18 protein-coding genes are annotated in these 16,711 nt (G+C 71.3%); 10 read left to right on the top strand and 8 right to left on the bottom strand.

Going from position 1 to position 16,711, the window contains the following annotated elements:
- Positions 1 to 94 precede the first annotated feature (94 nt).
- Positions 95 to 1,513, top strand: a complete 1,419-nt coding sequence (locus FHT26_RS24625) for a Dyp-type peroxidase (RefSeq protein WP_168562735.1) — start codon at positions 95 to 97, stop codon at positions 1,511 to 1,513.
- A gap of 18 nt (positions 1,514 to 1,531) precedes the next feature.
- On the opposite strand, the gene FHT26_RS24630 is transcribed toward FHT26_RS24625, so the two are convergent.
- Positions 1,532 to 2,755 (bottom strand): SUMF1/EgtB/PvdO family nonheme iron enzyme, encoded by a 1,224-nt coding sequence (locus FHT26_RS24630; protein WP_246868092.1) that lies wholly within the window; start codon positions 2,753 to 2,755, stop codon positions 1,532 to 1,534.
- A 95-nt stretch (positions 2,756 to 2,850) separates the two neighbouring features.
- On the opposite strand from FHT26_RS24630, the gene dinB reads away from it, so the two are divergent.
- The 6 genes from dinB to FHT26_RS24660 all read left to right on the top strand — a co-directional run bounded on the left by dinB (position 2,851) and on the right by FHT26_RS24660 (position 8,483).
- Positions 2,851 to 4,053, top strand: a complete 1,203-nt coding sequence (dinB, locus tag FHT26_RS24635; protein WP_168562736.1) for a DNA polymerase IV — start codon at positions 2,851 to 2,853, stop codon at positions 4,051 to 4,053.
- A 113-nt stretch (positions 4,054 to 4,166) separates the two neighbouring features.
- Complete coding sequence (locus tag FHT26_RS24640; protein WP_168562737.1) at positions 4,167 to 5,105, top strand: DUF3034 family protein; 939 nt, start codon at positions 4,167 to 4,169, stop codon at positions 5,103 to 5,105.
- A gap of 22 nt (positions 5,106 to 5,127) precedes the next feature.
- Entirely contained in the window at positions 5,128 to 5,589 is a 462-nt protein-coding gene (locus FHT26_RS24645; RefSeq protein WP_168562738.1) for a group I truncated hemoglobin, read from the top strand.
- 20 nt (positions 5,590 to 5,609) lie between these two features.
- Complete coding sequence (locus FHT26_RS24650; protein ID WP_168562739.1) at positions 5,610 to 6,338, top strand: cupredoxin domain-containing protein; 729 nt, start codon at positions 5,610 to 5,612, stop codon at positions 6,336 to 6,338.
- Entirely contained in the window at positions 6,335 to 7,267 is a 933-nt protein-coding gene (locus tag FHT26_RS24655) for a LysR substrate-binding domain-containing protein (protein ID WP_168562740.1), read from the top strand. Before FHT26_RS24650 ends, FHT26_RS24655 begins: the two co-directional genes overlap by 4 nt.
- Before the next feature lie 82 nt (positions 7,268 to 7,349).
- Positions 7,350 to 8,483 carry an alpha-hydroxy acid oxidase gene (locus FHT26_RS24660; protein ID WP_168562741.1) on the top strand — a complete coding sequence of 378 codons (1,134 nt, stop codon included), beginning with the start codon at positions 7,350 to 7,352 and terminating at the stop codon, positions 8,481 to 8,483.
- A 45-nt stretch (positions 8,484 to 8,528) separates the two neighbouring features.
- On the opposite strand, the gene FHT26_RS24665 is transcribed toward FHT26_RS24660, so the two are convergent.
- Positions 8,529 to 9,431 (bottom strand): LysR family transcriptional regulator, encoded by a 903-nt coding sequence (locus tag FHT26_RS24665; RefSeq protein ID WP_168562742.1) that lies wholly within the window; start codon positions 9,429 to 9,431, stop codon positions 8,529 to 8,531.
- Between the two features lie 107 nt (positions 9,432 to 9,538).
- On the opposite strand from FHT26_RS24665, the gene FHT26_RS24670 reads away from it, so the two are divergent.
- From FHT26_RS24670 to FHT26_RS24680, 3 genes are all read left to right on the top strand, one after another.
- Positions 9,539 to 10,180, top strand: a complete 642-nt coding sequence (locus tag FHT26_RS24670; RefSeq protein ID WP_168562743.1) for an NAD(P)-dependent oxidoreductase — start codon at positions 9,539 to 9,541, stop codon at positions 10,178 to 10,180.
- Between the two features lie 75 nt (positions 10,181 to 10,255).
- The gene (locus FHT26_RS24675; protein ID WP_168562744.1) at positions 10,256 to 11,500 is read left to right on the top strand and encodes a cellulase family glycosylhydrolase; all 1,245 of its coding nucleotides are present in this window, start codon (positions 10,256 to 10,258) and stop codon (positions 11,498 to 11,500) included.
- A gap of 36 nt (positions 11,501 to 11,536) precedes the next feature.
- Positions 11,537 to 11,803, top strand: a complete 267-nt coding sequence (locus FHT26_RS24680) for a hypothetical protein (RefSeq protein ID WP_168562745.1) — start codon at positions 11,537 to 11,539, stop codon at positions 11,801 to 11,803.
- A gap of 21 nt (positions 11,804 to 11,824) precedes the next feature.
- On the opposite strand, the gene FHT26_RS24685 is transcribed toward FHT26_RS24680, so the two are convergent.
- The 6 genes from FHT26_RS24685 to FHT26_RS24710 form a co-directional block, all read right to left on the bottom strand.
- Positions 11,825 to 12,649, bottom strand: coding sequence for a class I SAM-dependent methyltransferase (locus FHT26_RS24685; protein WP_168562746.1), 825 nt, complete (start codon positions 12,647 to 12,649; stop codon positions 11,825 to 11,827).
- A gap of 23 nt (positions 12,650 to 12,672) precedes the next feature.
- The gene (locus FHT26_RS24690; RefSeq protein WP_168562852.1) at positions 12,673 to 13,749 is read right to left on the bottom strand and encodes a rhodanese-like domain-containing protein; all 1,077 of its coding nucleotides are present in this window, start codon (positions 13,747 to 13,749) and stop codon (positions 12,673 to 12,675) included.
- Between the two features lie 14 nt (positions 13,750 to 13,763).
- Positions 13,764 to 14,177, bottom strand: a complete 414-nt coding sequence (locus FHT26_RS24695; RefSeq protein ID WP_168562747.1) for a DUF6691 family protein — start codon at positions 14,175 to 14,177, stop codon at positions 13,764 to 13,766.
- Positions 14,178 to 14,188: 11 nt separating this feature from the next.
- A complete protein-coding gene (locus tag FHT26_RS24700; protein WP_168562748.1) occupies positions 14,189 to 14,632 on the bottom strand; it encodes a YeeE/YedE family protein in 444 nt (147 codons plus the stop codon).
- 64 nt (positions 14,633 to 14,696) lie between these two features.
- The gene (locus FHT26_RS24705) at positions 14,697 to 15,362 is read right to left on the bottom strand and encodes a Crp/Fnr family transcriptional regulator (protein ID WP_168562749.1); all 666 of its coding nucleotides are present in this window, start codon (positions 15,360 to 15,362) and stop codon (positions 14,697 to 14,699) included.
- Between the two features lie 25 nt (positions 15,363 to 15,387).
- Positions 15,388 to 16,704 (bottom strand): ABC transporter permease, encoded by a 1,317-nt coding sequence (locus FHT26_RS24710; RefSeq protein WP_168562750.1) that lies wholly within the window; start codon positions 16,702 to 16,704, stop codon positions 15,388 to 15,390.
- Between the last annotated feature and the right edge of the window lie 7 nt (positions 16,705 to 16,711).

Genomic DNA, 16,711 nt, shown 5'->3' on the forward strand with positions numbered 1-16,711 from the left:
CGGCAAGCTGGGGGGGGCGGTCGTCCGCGAACTTGGGGATGCCGTCGGCGCGGCGTGAAGGCACGCTCTCGGGGCCGCCTCACCAGGATCCCGCATGGCTCTCCCGGTCGTCGACCTGAGCAAGACCCTCTCGCTGGCGGCGACCACCGCCGCCGAGCGCGCGCTGCTGGCGCAGCTGCAGGGCAACCTGCTGAAGGGCCACGGCCGGCCGCATGCCGCGCACCTGCTGCTGCGCTTCGGGCCGGCGCAGGCCGGGCGCGCCTTCCTGCGCGGGCTGCTGCCGCAGATCGGCCGTGCCGATGTGCAGCTTGCCGATGCGCAGCGCGTGCGTGCCGCGCGCGCGGCCGGCAGGCCGCTGCAGACGCCGCCGTTCGTCGCCTGCCTGCTGTCGGCGAGCGGCTACCGCGCGCTGCAGGTGCCGCGCGAGCGATGGCCGTCGGATCCGGCGTTCGCCGAAGGCCTGAAGGACCGGCAGCCGATGCTGCGCGACCCCGATCCCGCCGGCTGGGAGCTGCCATGGCGCGGCGAGGTGCATGCGCTTGTGCAACTGGCCGGCGATGCGCCGCAGGTGGAGGCGCAGCTCGCGGCGTGGGCCGGCGCGCTGCCGCCGGGCGTCGCGCTGCTCGGCGTCGAGCGCACCCGCGCCTGGCGCAATGCCGGCGGCGAAGGCATCGAGCATTTCGGCTTCGTCACCGGCCGCAGCCAGCCGTTGATGATCGACGAGGACCTGGCCAGCGACGCGCTGCGCCGCGGGCCCAGCCGGCGATGGTCGCCGCGCTTCCCGCTGGCGCAGGTGCTGGTGCGCGACCCGGCGGTCGACGACGCCACCGCGCACGGCTCGTACGTGGTGTGCCGCAAGCTCGAGCAGAACGTGCACGCCTTCCGGCAGGCCGAGGCCGCGCTGGCGCGCGGGTTGCGCAAGCTCGGCGCGGCCGCCGATGCGGCACTGGCCGGCGCGATGCTGGTGGGCCGCTTCGCCGACGGCACGCCGCTCGCGCTGCAGGGCCGCGGCGGGCTGGCGCCGCCGCGGGCCGACGATTTCGACTACGCCGACGATCCGCAGGGGTTGCGCTGCCCGTTCCATGCGCACATCCGCAAGACCAATCCGCGCGGCGACACGGTGCGCGAATTCGGCATCGCACCGGACGCCGAGCGCGCGCGACTGATGGCACGGCGCAGCATGCCGTACGGCGAGCGGCGGCAGGATGCGCAGATGCGTTTCAGCGATGCGCCGTCGCAAGGCGTCGGGCTGCTGTTCATGGCCTGCCAGGCGAGCATCGTCGAGCAGTTCGAGTTCTCGCAGGCGAACCGGGCCAACGACGAGGGCTTCGTGCTCGGCCACACCGGTGTCGACCCGCTGGCCGGCCAGGGCGGCGCGGTGAAGCACCGCCACCGCGCCGGCTGGGGCGATGCGCAGGCACCGACGCTGGCGCAGCGCATGGCGGGTTTCGTCACGCTGAAGGGCGGCGAGTATTTCTTCGCGCCGTCGCTCGCGTTCTTCGCATCGTTGTAGCCCGGACGGGCGTCCGGGCTACGCGGCGCAGCTGCGAAACCCGGTGAACTCCGTATCGCAATCCGGCAATTCGAAATTCCGATAGCACGGATGCCGCAGCCGCTCGCGCGTCGCGAACGATGCGCCGCGCAGCACGCGATGCCGGTCGTCGAAACCCGGCATCGTGTGCCCGCGGTCCGGCCCCGGCTCGAAATGCGCATACGGCCGGAAGCGCCCGGCCGTCCACTCCCACACCTGGCCCCAGCGGAAGCCGCGCGATTCGCCGGTGCGCGCCGCATGCTCCCACTCGACCTCGGTCGGCAAGCGCCGGCCGGCCCAGCGGCACCAGGCATCGGCCTCGTACCAGCTCAGGTGCAGCGCGGGCTGCGCCAGCGGCACGCGCGTCAGCCGGCCGAAACGCTGCTGAAGCACGCCCTGGCGCATCTGGTCGACGTAGCGCGGGCAGCGCCGCCCGCCGGCCTGCACCCAGGCCCAGCCTTGCGGCGTCCACCAGCGCGCTTCGTCGTACCCGCCGTCCTCGACGAACTCGCCGTACTGCGCCCAGCTGACCGCCTGCGCATCGATCTCGAACTCCGGCAGCGGCTCGTCATGCGCCGGCTGCTCGTTGTCGTACGCGAAGCCCTCGCCCGCTTCGCTGCCGATGCGCGCCCGCGCGGCCGGGAACAGCAGCGGCGGCCGCGACGGCAGGCTGCCCGGCGCCGGCCACAGCCCGGCATCGAAGCCGAGCTGCTGCGACAGCACCGCCAGGCCCTCGGCATGCGCGTCTTCATGGAACAGCGCGAGCCGGAAGAAATACAGCGCGTCGTCGCCGTCGTTCGCATGCTCCAGCAGCTCGAGCGTGGTCTCCAGCGTCTCGGCCAGGTAGTGGCGCACCGCCTGCGCATCGGGCAGCGTCAGCACGCGGCGCGTGGCCACCGGCGCGAGCGAGGCATCGAACCAGCCATCGGCGCCGGGCTCGATCGACGCCAGCCGCGGCGCGCGTTCGTCGCATTGCGTGCCGCGGTGGCGCTGCACGTTGCGGCCGATCCAGTACTCCTGGTACCAGCCCAGGTGGCCCAGCGTCCACAGCGGCGGATCGACCTCGGGCCGCAGCGCCTGCGGCACCTCGACGCGCGCGGTCTCGAAGGCCTGCAGCCAGCGCAGCGAATGGTTGCGGGCGTCCATCAGCGCGAGCGACAGCAGGTCGCGCCCGGCACGGCGCATGCGGGCTGCATCGATCGGCGGGGCTTGGAAATCCAGCATCGGGAGGGACGGGCGTGGTGGCGCAGCGAATTTGCCCAGCGAATTTGCCGAGGATAGCGCGGCGCGCGATACTGTGGATCCGTACAGCCCGCACCATGACCCGACGCCTGATCGCCCACCTCGACATGGACGCCTTCTATGCGTCCGTCGAACTGCTGCGCTACCCCGAGCTGCGCGGCCAGGCCGTCGTGATCGGCGGCGGGCGCGACAGCAAGCCCCGGCAGCTGGCCGACGGCTCGTGGCGCTACGCGAAGCTGCGCGACTACACCGGCCGCGGCGTCATCACCACCTCCACGTACGCGGCGCGCGCGCTCGGCGTGTTCTCGGCGATGGGCATGATGAAGGCGGCGGCGCTCGCGCCCGATGCGATCCTGCTGCCGGTCGACTTCGACGAATACCGCCGGTACTCGCGCCTGTTCAAGGCCGCGGTGCGGCAGATCGCGCCGGTGGTCGAAGACCGCGGCATCGACGAGATCTACATCGACCTGACCGACGTGCCGGGCTCGCAGCACGACGCCGGCGCGAGCCTCGGCCGCGCGCTGAAAGACGCAGTGTTCGACGCCACCGGCCTGACCTGCTCGGTCGGCATCACGCCGAACAAGCTGCTGTCCAAGCTGTGTTCCGAACTCGACAAGCCGAACGGCCTGACGCTGCTGTCGTTCGACGAGATCCCGTCGCGCATCTGGCCATTGGCCGCGAAGAAGGTCAACGGCATCGGCCCGAAGGCGAGCGAGAAGCTGGCCGGCTTCGGCCTCCACACGATCGGCGACATCGCCGCGGCCGACCCGGCGTGGCTGGTCGAGCACTTCGGCAGGAGCTACGGTGCGTGGCTGCACGAGGCCTCGCACGGCCGCGACGAGCGGCCAGTGGTCACCTACAGCGAGCCGAAGTCGATCAGCCGCGAGACCACCTTCGACCGCGACCTGCATGCGGTGCGCGACCGGCCCACGCTGTCGGCCATCTTCACCGAGCTGTGCGTCGAGCTGGCCGGCGACCTCGCGCGCAAGGGCTACGCCGGCAAGACCATCGGCATCAAGCTGCGCTTCGACGACTTCAGGATCGTCACCCGCGACCTGACCTTGCCGGCCCACACGATGGACGCCCGCACGATCCGCCGCGCGGCCGGCGAATGCCTGAAGCGCGTCGACCTGTCGCGCCGGCTGCGGCTGCTGGGTGTGCGCGCCGGCAACCTGGCGACGCTGAGCGAGCTGGTGGCGCCGACGGCGGCCGCACCCGAGGTGCACGAGCCCGAACCCAATTACGGCCCGATGCCGCTGTTCGACCAGCAAGACCCGTAGCTCATCTTGCCAACAATTCACGTTCGATGGACGATCCGCCCCTGCGTGATCGGCAGACTGCATCCGTGGCCGACCTCAATGCGTAGATCCGCGGACGAACTTGAGGAGACTCCATGCCCTTGCATCGCCTGGCGCTTGCGTGCGCCGTCCTTCCGCTGGCGCTGGCGAGCGCGCCGGCGCTGGCCCAGAGCAGCATGCACAGCGGCAAGCTGCTGCTGACCGGCGGCGTCAGCAGCATCGACGGCGCGGCCGGCGGCGGCCTGACCCCGTGGGCGGTGACCGGCGGCTACGGCACGGCCGGCGAGTTCGGCGGATCGGCCTTCGCGACCCGCGTGAAGACGCAGGACTACGGCCTGACCGGCTACGGCGTCGCGATCGCCTGGGACGATCGCTTCGAGCTCTCGCTCGCCCACCAGGATTTCGACACCGGCCCGGTCGGCGGCGCGCTCGCCGGCGTGCTCGGCGATCCGTCGTTCAACGACTTGCGGCTGAAGCAGGACATCGTCGGCCTGAAGGTGCGCGTGGCCGGTGACGCGGTGCTCGACAGCGACCGCTGGATGCCGCAGGTCGCCGTCGGCTTGCAGCACAAGAAGGCCCACGCCGGGCCGCTGGCCGACGTGCTGACCGCGTTCGGCGCGAAGGACAGCGGCACCGACCTCTACGTCAGCGCGACCAAGCTGTTCCTCGGCCAGGGCGTCCTCGTCAACCTGACGCTGCGTGCGACCAAGGCGAACCAGAACGGCCTGCTCGGCTTCGGCGCCACCGAGCACGACCGCTACCGGGTGCAGCCCGAGCTGTCGCTCGCCTACCTGTTCAGCAAGCGCATCGCGGCCGGCATCGAATACCGCGCGAAGCCGGACAACTTGCGCGACAACAGCGCGCTTGGTGCCGGCGCATTGAAGGAAGATGACTGGGCCGACCTCTTCGTCGCGTGGGCGCCCTGCAAGAGCTTCTCGCTGACCGCAGCGTACGCCGACCTCGGCAAGATCGTGCCGGGCGTTGTCACGCGCCGGCAGACCGGCGCGTACGTGTCGGCGCAGATCGCGTTCTGACCCCCTGCCACGGAGATCCCCGATGACCCGCACCCTATCCCTCTGCGCTCGCGCGCTGCTGCTCGGCGCCGCGATCGCGGCCGGCAGCGCCCAGGCGCAATCCACCAACACCGCCACCCAGATCGACGACGCGCTGTACCGGCAGCTCGGCGCGCAGCCTGGCCTGGTGAAGCTGGTCGACGATTTCATGGTCCGGCTGCTGGCCGACCCGCGGATGAACCCGTTCTTCAAGGACGTCGACCAGGCACACGTGAAGGCCGAGCTGGTCACGCAGTTCTGCCAGGTGTCGGGCGGCCCGTGCCAGCGCAAGGGCCCCGACATGAAGCAGGCGCATGCCGGCATGGACATCAACAAGAACAATTTCAACGCACTGGTCGAGGTGCTGCAGCAGGCGATGGACGCGCAAGGCATTGCGTTCACCGCGCAGAACAAGCTGCTCGCGCTACTCGCGCCGATGCACCGCGACATCATCAACACCCCCTGACCCCACGGATTGCACAGCCCATGAGCCACCTCGAACGGATCCCGCGCGTCCTCGCGCTTGCCCTCACCACCCTCGTCGCACTCGGCGCGCAGGCCGCCACCGTGCAGGTCCTCGTGACCGATGCCGACGGCAAGCCGGCCATCGACACCGTCGTGCTGATCGAGCCGGCGATCAAGCCGCTGCTGAAGCCGGGGGCGGCCCCGGTGCTGATCGCGCAGGAGAACCTGCGCTTCGTGCCCTTCCTGACGGTGGTGCCGGCCGGCACGACGCTGCGCTTCCTGAACCGCGACAGCTACGACCACCATGTGCGCTCGGTGCCGAGCGGGCCGCTGGGCAGCATGCCGGCGGTGACGAGCTTCGAGCTGCGGCTCGACGGCTCGGAGTCGGCTGCGGCCGGTGGCGGCAACAGCGGCTACGACGAGTACAAGAGCGCTGCACCGCGCAACAAGAAGAGCGGCAGCTCGCAGGCCGACATCAAGGTCGACGCGGCCGGCCCGATCGGGCTCGGCTGCCACCTGCATTCGTCGATGCGCGGCCAGGTGTATGTGACCGACACGCCGTGGTTCGCGAAGACCGACGAGAACGGCATCGCCCGCATCGACAACGTGCCGGAAGGCGCGGCGCAGCTGGTGCTGTGGCACCCCGACCAACTGCAGGAGCAGCCGGCGCAGCCGGTGCAGGTGAGCGCCGAAGCGCTGAAGGCGGCCGGCAAGCTGAACTTCGTGCCGCGCAAGCGGCGCGGCGCGTGAACACCGACCAACTCCGCTACCCGTCGATCGACGGGCTGCGCGCCTTCGAATGCGCGGCCCGCCTCGGCAGCTTCGAGCGCGCGGCCGACGAGCTGCACGTGAGCGCCAGCGCGATCGGCAAGCGCATCGCGACGCTCGAGGAACTGCTCGGCACCGTGCTGCTGACGCGCTCGGCACGCGCGCTCGCGCTGACGCCGGCCGGCAAGGAGTACCTGCCGCAGGTGGCGGCCGCGCTCGCGCTGCTGGCCGCGGTGCCGCTGCACCAGCGCTCGGCGCAGCGCACGCAGCGGCTGCGCATCACCGCGCCGCCGACCTTCGCGCGGCAGATCCTGGTGCCGGCGCTGCAGCGCTTCACGCGCGCGCATCCGCAGGTCGAGCTGGAGATCGCGCTGTCGATCCCGTTCCTCGACGTGGCGGGGGCCGAGTCCGACATCGAGGTGCGCCACCTCGACGGCGAGGCCGCCGAAGGCCAGCTGCTGATGCGCGACGTGGCGATGGCGATGGCGGCGCCGTCGCTGATCGAGCGCCTGCCGCCGTTGCGCACCCCGGCCGACCTGGCCGATGCACCGTTGCTGCGCACGCCGATCGAGCCGTGGACGCCATGGTTCCGTGCCGCGGGACTCGATTGGGGCGAACCGGCGCAGGGCACCAAGCTGGTCGACCTGGGGCTGACGCTGGAGGCCGCCGCCGGCGGCCAAGGCGTGGCGTTGGCGCGGCCGAGCCTGGCAAGGCCATGGCTCACGAGCGGCGCGCTGCGGCCTCTGTTTGCGCTGGCGATCACGCCGTCGCGGCAGTACCGGCTGCTGCCGCACGGTGATGAAGGAGCCGCCCCGGCGTTCGCGCAATGGCTGCGCGAGACCTGCGACGAGATCGCGACGGCTGCGCTGGCCGAGGCACGGGGACTGGTGGCGGAGCGCCTGTCGGGTTAATCCGGAAGATCTTTCCGGTCGGCCGGCGCCTTGCGCCACTAGCATGGCGGGCGTTCGCCCACCTCTGGAGACCAGGACCCCCATGCCCGTGATCACCTGCATCGAAGACCTTCGCGTCCTCGCCCAAAAGCGCGTGCCGCGCATGTTCTACGACTACGCCGACTCCGGCTCGTACACCGAGGGCACCTACCGCGCCAACGAGAGCGAGTTCCAGAAGATCAAGCTGCGCCAGCGCGTGGCGGTGAACCTGGCCAACCGGTCGCTGCGCACGCAGATGATCGGTGTCGACGTCGCGATGCCGGTGGCGCTGGCGCCGATCGGCATGTGCGGCATGCAGCATCCCGACGGCGAGATCCACGCGGCGCGCGCGGCCGAGAAATTCGGCGTGCCGTTCACGTTGTCGACGATGAGCATCGCGTCGATCGAGGACGTGGCCGCCCACACGAAGGCGCCGTTCTGGTTCCAGCTCTACGTGATGAAGGACCGCGATTTCGTCGAGCGGCTGATCGACCGCGCGAAGGCTGCGAAGTGCGGTGCGCTGGTGCTGACGCTGGACCTGCAGATCCTCGGCCAGCGGCACAAAGACCTGAAGAACGGCCTGTCGGCCCCACCGAAGCCGACCCTCGCGAACCTGATCAACCTGGCGACCAAGCCGCGCTGGTGCATGGCGATGCTGGGCACGCCGCGGCGCACGTTCGGCAACATCGTCGGCCATGTGAAGGGCGTGGCCGACATGTCGTCGCTGGGCTCATGGACGGCCGACCAGTTCGACCCGGCGCTGAGCTGGGCCGACGTGGAATGGATCAAGAAGCGCTGGGGCGGCAAGCTGATCCTGAAGGGCATCCTGGATGCAGAAGACGCCCGGCTCGCGGCCGACACCGGCGCGGATGCGCTGATCGTGTCGAACCACGGCGGGCGCCAGCTGGACGGCGCACTGTCGTCGATCGAGGCCCTGCCGGGCGTCGTCGATGCGGTGGGGTCGCGCATCGAGGTGTGGATGGATGGTGGGATCCGTTCTGGCCAAGATGTGCTGAAAGCCGTCGCGCTCGGCGCCAAGGGCACGATGATCGGCCGCTCCTTCATCTACGGCCTCGGCGCGATGGGCGAGGCCGGGGTGACGAAGGCGCTGCAGATCATCGCGAAGGAACTGGACACGACGATGGCGTTTTGTGGGAGGACGGATATTCGCCGCGTGGATCGAAGCATCCTGATCTGACGCCCGAAGCGCGGCAGATTTGCGGGTCCATGTCGGCACGTGGCGTCACGCCACCGCCCCAGGCACCCCCATCAAATACCCCTGCAACGCCGCCACCGCATGCCGCACCTTCGCCGGCTGGTTGTCCCGCTGCGGCGTCACCGCCCACACCGGAATCCCCGGCGTCTGCCAGTCGGGCATCAACTGAACCAGCCGCCCCGAGCGCAGGTCCTCGTCCGCATCCGCCCGCGTCAGCAGCGCGATGCCCAACCCCGCCAGGCACATCTGCTGCAGGCTCAGCTGGTTGTTGCTGGTGATGCGCGCCTCCAGCCGCAGCGTTTCATGCTCGGTCTCGCCGCGCCGCATCTCGAACGACAGCGCGGTGCCATCGCGCGACAGCACGATCCACTGGTGCGCCAGCAGTTCCTTCGGCGTCTGCGGCGTGCCATGCCGGTGCAGGTACGTCGGCGCCGCGCACAGGATCCACGCGAAGCTGCACAGCCGCCGCGCGACGTGGGTCGAATCGGGCATGCGCCCGGCGCGCAGCGCGAGGTCGATGCGCGCGTCGATCAGATCGATCATCGCGTCGTCCACCAGCAGCCGCAGCGTCAGCCCCGGGTGATCGGCCAGCAGCGGCGCCAGCGCCGGCGCGATGTAGCGCGCAAAACCCACCGGCGCCGAAAGGCGCAGCTCGCCCACGGGCGCGTCATGCGCCAGCGTCAGTTGCCGGCGCGCCTGCTCGGCGGCATCGACCATCGCGCGGCAATGCTCGGCAAAGCGCGCCCCCGCATCGGTCAGCGTCAGCTTGCGCGTCGAGCGGTGCAGCAGCGTCACGCCGCTGCCCTGCTCCAGCGCGCGCATCTGCTGGCTCACCGCCGACGTGCTGAGCCCCAGCGCCCGCGCGGCACCGCTCATCGAGCCGAGGCGCACCACCTCGGCAAACAAGGCCATGCGGCGCAAATCATCCATGATTGTGAAGCCCGACTAAAGAATGTTGTTCGAAATGAGCGACTGGCGCGCCCATTGTGAAGCCTGGATCATCTCGCCATCGACAACCACTTTCCCAGGACCACCCCATGAAGATCGCCCTGATCGGTGCCACCGGCTTCGTCGGCTCCGAAGTGCTGAAAGAACTGCTGTCGCGCGGCCACCAGGTCACCGCGCTGGCCCGCAGCCCCGAAAAACTCGCCGGCCAGCTCGGCCTGAAGGTCGTCAAGGCCGATGCGCTCGATGCCGCCCAGGTGGCCGCCGCGGTCGAAGGCCATGACGCGGTGATCGATTCGTACAACCCCGGCTGGAGCGAGCCGCGCATCCACGACCTGTTCCTGCAGGGCACGCGCGCCATCCTCGACGGCGTCAAGCGCGCTGGCGTCAAGCGGGTGCTGGTGGTCGGCGGCGCCGGCAGCCTGTTCGTCGCGCCCGGCGTGCAGCTGGTCGACACGCCGCACTTCCCGGCCGAGTACAAGCAAGGCGCCCTCGCCGCCCGCGAAGCGCTGAACCAGATCCGCGACGAGACCTCGCTGGACTGGACCTTCCTGTCGCCCGCCGCGCTGCTCGCGCCCGGGCCGCGCACCGGCAAGTTCCGCATCGGCGCCGAAGAACTGCTGATGGACGGCGACAAGCCGGCCGGCCTGTCGGTGGCCGACCTCGCGGTCGCGATCGTCGACGAGATCGAAACGCCGAAGCACATCCGCAAGCGCTTCACAGCCGCTTACTGAGTCCACCGGATCCGGGGGGCCGCCGCAGCGGCGCCTCCCGCGGACAATCCCGCCACAACCACTGGAGGGATTCACGTGTCCGATGCCTTGCGCGCCGATCTGGCGAGCCGCCGCCTTGTCTTGAAGGGTCTGAGTTCCGCCGTGCTGCTGGCCCTGGCGGCCTGCGGTGGCGGTGGCGGCGACAGCAGTCCGGCCCCCGCGCCGGTCGGCGGCACGCCGCCCGCGCCGGTCCCGCCGGCACCGGTTCCGCCCGCGCCGCCGGCCCCCGGCCTGCCGCCGCTGTCGGCCGCGCTGCCCCGCCTGCGCGGCACCGGCATCTACCCGGACCACGGCTGGACCGATACCAGCGCCAGCCACTGGACCCACGTGCCCGAGCTGCCGCAGGCCGGCGCCAACGTCGCGCGCCTGTTCATCCAGCCGTTCGACTTCCAGACCGGCGCGGCGCTGCTGCCCGGCGAATCGCTGGCCGCGCGCCTGCAGGCTTCGGTCGCGCAATGGGGCACGCTGATCGACTGGTGCCTGTCGCAGCGCATGCACGTGGTGCTGGCCGCCACGCTCGACGTCAACTGGCCGAGCCGCGGCGTCTGGCCCGACGACGGCCGCGCGCTGTGGTCCGACCCCTCGGCACAGGCGGAATTCGTCGAGGCCTGGGGCGAGCTGGCGCAGAAGTACCTCGGCGTGCAGGGCATCGTGTTCGACCTGCTGAACGAGCCGCAAGGCCGCACCGCCGGCGAGATCGCCAACAACCATGCGGTGGCGAAGGACGCCTGGAACCTGCTGCACCAGCTGGCGCTCGCGCAGATCCGCCATGTCGACCCCGACCGCTGGGTGATCCTGCAGCCGGTGTGGGGCGACCAGAAGAACTTCGCCGACCTGCAGCCGAACGGCGACGCGAAGACGGTGTACAGCTTCCACTGCTACGGCCCGCACTACTTCACGCACCAGGGCGTCGGCGACCACCCGGCCGCCGGCACGGTGTTCTACCCATCGGTCACGCAAGACAGCTCGTTCACCGCGCCGCAGCTGTGGAACAAGGCCGCGCTCGCGGCCGACTTGCAGCCGGCGCTCGACTACGCCGCCACGCATTCGGTGCGCATGATGCTGGGCGAGGTCGGCTGCACCCGCGCCGCTCCGTCGGCAGACCGCGGCCGCTGGGTGGCCGATGCGATGTCGCTGGCCGAAGCAGCCGGGCTGGACATCGTCTACTTCCAGTACGACGGCTGGGGCGTGCCCAGCGACTTCGCCGCCGGCTGGGCGTTCGAGAACTCGTCGGTCACCGACACGGTGCTGGCGTCGTTCGCGTTGAACAAGACGGCCTGACTGGCTACAGTCATCGGACCCCCGCGGGACCGCACGATGACACTCGACCAATTGCACGCCGTGAAGCAGTGGCATGTGAGCCACCGGCCGCTGCAGCCGGTCGAGTACCACGCGTGGGACGCGGTGCTGACGCTGTGGGTGATGGGCTGGATGGGGTTGCCGGCGGCGCTGATCCTGCACCGGCCGGTCGCGGCCGGCGGCTGCGTGCTGCTGTTCTTCGTGCCCGGGCGCTACGTGGCGCTGCGGCGCTGGCTGCACCAGGCCCGCCGGCTGCGCTGCGACTGGCTGACCTCGCTGCGCTGACGCGCGCTCACGCGACCCCGGCTACGTGTCCTTGCGCACCGCGACGACGTGGGCCTGGATCTGTCCGTCCACCGCACCCCGTCCGAAGCGCGCGGCCAGCGCCTCGGCGCAGGCCGCCGTGGCACCGGCCAGGGCGCCGGCGGACCGCGCCTCGATCTCGCCACGCAACGGCGTGCCCTCGCAGTAGGCACGCGCCACCATCAGCGCCGACCCGGCCCGGCTGCGCGCAGCCAGCGTCTGGACATGCACAGTCTCGCGCCAGCCGCCCGCCCGCAGGTCGGCCTCGATCGCCGTGCGCTCGAAGTAGCCATGCGGCGTGCGCGCCATGAAGCGCGGCGGGTCCTCCGGATAGCGCACGGCCAGCGCCTGCGTCACCGTGTCGGCGAACTCGTTCGCCTCGATGCGGTCCCACACATTGAACAACAGCGTGCCGCCGCGCCTGAGCACGCGCCGCGCCTCGGCGAAGGCGCGTGGCTTGTCCGGAAAGAACATCGCGCCGAACTGGCAGACGACGAGCTCGAAGCGCCCGTCGTCGAAGGGCAGTTGCAACGCATCGGCCTGCTGCCATTGCACCGGCCGCGAGGTGCCCACCGCGGCGGCGCGTGCCAGCATCGGCGGGTTCAGGTCGGTGGCCACCAGCGCCACCGACTGGGGCAGGGCCGTCGCCAGCGCGCGCGTGACGACGCCCGTGCCGGCCGCCGTTTCCAGCACGCTGGCCGGGCCGATCTGCGCCGCACGGTGCGCCAGGTCGGCCGCATACGGCGCAAAGATCAAGGGCACCAGCTGGGTGTCGTAGAGATCGGGAATCGATCCGGCGAACACCGTGTCGGAACCAGGTCGGTCCATGGCCATCTCCTTGCGCGGTCAAATCAGTGCGCGGCGCCTTCCACCGGCAAGGCGTCGGCGCGCCAGCGCAGCATGCCACCAGCCAGGTTGGCCAGCGCGCCGAAACCCGCTTTCTGCAGCAGCACCTGCGCCTGCGCCGAGCGCGCGCCCGAGCGGCACACCGTCACCACCGGGCGATCGCGCGCGATCTCGCCGCTGCGCGCCGCCAGCTCGGCCAGCGGCACGAGCCGCGCCCCGCGGATGTGGCCGAAGGCATCGTTGAACTCCGCCGGCTCGCGCACGTCGGTCACCTGCACGTCACCGGCCGCCAGCCGCTCGGCCAGCGCCGTCGGCTGGATCTCCCACACGCCGCCGAAGCTGAAGGTGAGCGGCGCCCAGCCCGGCTCCTGCGGCAGCGCGGTGTCGCCCTCGGGCCGCCCGCAGCGCAGGTTGGCCGGCACCGCGATCTGCATCAGCTTCGGGTGCGGCAGGCCCAGGTTCGTCATGTAGCCCTCGAAGTCCGCAAGGCTCGCATCGCCGCCCAGGCGCGGGTTGTAGCGGCGCTCCTCGGCCACGCTGGTCGCAGTGAGCCCGCGGTAGTCATGCGCCGGGTACAGCAGGCACCCTGGCGGCAGCGACAGGATCTGCTGCTGCACCGAGCGGTACAGCTGCCCCGCGCTGCCCTGCTGGAAATCGGTGCGGCCGCAGCCGCGGATCAGCAGCGCGTCGCCGGTGAAGGCCATGCGTTCGTCGTCCATCACATAGGTGAGGCAGCCGTCGGTGTGGCCGGGCGTCGCGCGCACCTGCAGGTGGCGCGTGCCGAAGGCCACGCGATCGCCGTGCGCGAGCAGGCGATCGGCCTCGTGCACGCCCGCGGCCTGCGACAGCAGGATGCAGCTGCCCAGCCGCTGCTTCAGCAGCCAGGCGCCGGTGACGTGGTCGGCATGCACATGGGTGTCGAGCGTCGCCACCAGGCGCAGGCCCAGTTCGCGCAGCAGCGCGGCGTCGCGGCGCACATGCTCGTAGACCGGGTCGATGAGCACCGCCTCGCCCGCCACGTCATCGCCGAGCAGGTAGGTGTAGGTGGACGACGGTGCGTCGAAGAGTTGGCGGAAGACCAGCATCGCGGCTCCTGTCAGCGGGCGGCGAGCCAGCGGTCGTGGATCGCCATGCCGGCCAGCATCGCCGCGACGAACAGCGCCGCCGGCCACCAGCCGCGGGCCAGCGCCACCAGCGCCGGCCCCGGGCAGAAGCCGCCGATGCCCCAACCGATGCCGAACAGCACGCCGCCGCCGACCAGCCGTGCATCGACCACGGTGCTGGCCGGGATGTCCATCGCCGCGCCGGACCAGGCGGTGCGGCGGCGCCGCGCGATCGCGAAGGCCGGCAGCCCGACCGCGATCGCGCCGGCCATCACCAGCGCAAGGCCCGGGTTCCACGCACCGGCCAGGTCGAGGAAGCCCTTGACCTGGGCCGGGTCGGTCATGCCGCTAGCGATCAGCCCGAGGCCGAAGACCAAGCCGCTCAGCAACGCGATGAAGGATCCCATCCCCGTCTCCTTCACAAAAGGTGCCGCAGCACGAACACGGTGGCAAAGCCGGCGCCCATGAAGGCCAGCACGTTGGCCAGCGAACGTCGCGACAGCCGGCTCAACCCGCACACGCCGTGCCCGCTGGTGCAGCCGTTGCCCAGGCGCACGCCGATGCCCACCAGCAGGCCGGCGGCGATCAACGCGCCGGGCCCGACATCCACCGAGACGGCCGGCCACGGCGCCCACAGCCGCCAGGCCCATGGGGCGAGCAGCAGTCCGCCGATGAAGGCCAGCGAGCCGCGATGCGCCTGCAGCGGCGCCCGCGCGAGCACCGCCCGCCAGGGCGCCGCGACGATGCCGGCAATGCCGGCAATGCGGCCGTTACCGAGCAGGTAGAGGGCCGCCGCCAGCCCGATGCCCAGGCCGCCGGCCAGCGAGGCCCACGGCGTGAAGCTGTTCCAGTCGATGTTCATGCGGCCAGTGTGGCGCAGGTGGGGGGCGGCCTCTGTGACCCAGGTCACACAGCCGGCGACACCCTCACAGCGCGACGAAGCGCGCCAGCGCCGCCGCGTCCAGCACCTCGATCTGCTCGCGCCCGAGCCGCAGCCAGCCCTGGTCCGCAAAGTTCTTCAGCAGCCGGCTGACGATCTCGCGCACGCTGCCGAGTTCGTCGGCCAGCGCCTGGTGCGTGGTGCGCAGCGGCGATTCGCGCGCCACCAGCAGTGCCGCCAGGCGCTGGTCGAGCTTCTGGAACGCGACCGCCGACACCAGCGCCATCAGGTCGGTGAGTCGCTGCGAGAAATTGCTGAACACAAGCTCGCGAAACGACTCCAGCTGCCCCATCAGGCGCTTGAACGCCGCCGGCGGCAGCACGACGAGCTCGAGGTCGCGCTCGGCCACGCCGCGCGCGTGGTACGGCGCGTGGCCGAGCAGGCAGCTGCTGGTCAGGATGCAGCTGTCGCCCGGCCGCACCTGGTACAGGTGCAGCTCGCGCCCGCTGGGCGCCGCCTTGACGATGCGCACGCTGCCCGACAGCAGCAGCGGAAAGCCCCGGCACGGCTGGTTCTCGTCGAACATCAGGCTGCCGGCCGGCATGCGCAGCAGCGCCGCGTCGGCCAGCAGCTGCGCGAGCTGCACGTCGGGCAACTCGCGCAGCATCGGATAGTGCTGCAGCACCAGGGCCTGGGTCGCGGCATCGATCATCGCCCGGCCCTCGACGGCACCCTGCTCAGAGTTCGCGCAACGCCGTCGTCACCGGCAGCCGCGCTGCGCGCACCGCCGGGAACAGCCCGCCGATGAAGCCGATGGCCAGCGCCCATTTGAGGCCCGTCCACAGCAGGTCGGGCGACACCCGCAGCGCAAAACTGAGCTTGCCGACCGAGCCGGCCGCCATCGTCGACGCGCCGTAGCCGTCGAACACCGCCCACGCCAGCAGCCCGCCGAGCACGCCGCCGATGAGCGCGAGCAGCATGGTCTCGAGCATCACCGCCACCACCACCGGCACGCCGGAGAAACCGATCGCGCGCAGCGTCGCGATCTCGCGCGCCCGCGCCGCCACCGCGGCGAACATCGTGTTCAGCGCGCCGAACATCGCGCCGATCGCCATGATGCTGCCGACCGTGATACCGATGATGCGCAGCACCTTGGTGACGCCTTCGGACTGCTTGCTGAAGTAGTCGAGCGTGGTGGTCGCGTCGACCTGCAGCTGCGGGTTGGCTTCGAGCGCCGCCTTCAGCGTCTTGAAGGCCTGCGGATCGGCCAGCTTCGCGGTCACCGAGGTGCGGCTGCCGCCGCGGCGGTAGGTGTCGGCCACGACGTTGCCGTCGGCCCAGATCTCCGATTCGAGCGCATCGCCGGTCGCGAACACGCCGGCCACCGTCCAAGTCTGCGCGCCCAGGCGCACCGTGCCGCCCGGCACCAGCCCGGCGAACTGCCGTGCCGCGCCCTGCCCGACCACCAGTTCGCGCAGGCCCGGCCCGAAGGCCTTGCCGGCGATGATCTTCGCCCGCGGCCGCACTGCCCACGCCCGCTCGCCGACGCCGCGCAGCTGCACGCTGCCTTCCTCGCCGGGCGCCCCGCCCTTCACCGGCAGGTTGGCCGCCACCACCAGCTCTTCGGAGGCCAGCGGCTCGCCCTTGTCGTTGCGCGCGATGCCGTCGGCCTGCTGGATCAGCGCGATGTTCTCGCGCGTCAGCACGGACGACACCTCCGACGCCGAGCCGCCGCGCATCACGATCACGCTGTCGGTGCCGCCGGTGCGGCGCAGCGTCTCGGCATAGCCCTCGGCCATCGACAGCAGCGAGACCAGCACGCCGACCACGCCGGCGATGCCGACCACGATCACGCCGGACGACCCCAGGCGCTGCGTCAGCGTGCTGATGCCGACGTTGGCCACCGACAGCGTCTGCCGGCCGCGCCGCGTCAGCAGCAACCACCCGGCCAGCAGCACCGCCAGCGCCAGCGCGCCCGGCCACGGCAGCATCACCCACGCGGCCAGCACGAGGGCCAGCACCAGCAACAGACCGATGTTGATCAACCAGTTCACGGGATCT

The organism is Rhizobacter sp. SG703 (assembly GCF_012275445.1).
GTDB lineage: Bacteria > Pseudomonadota > Gammaproteobacteria > Burkholderiales > Burkholderiaceae_C > Rhizobacter.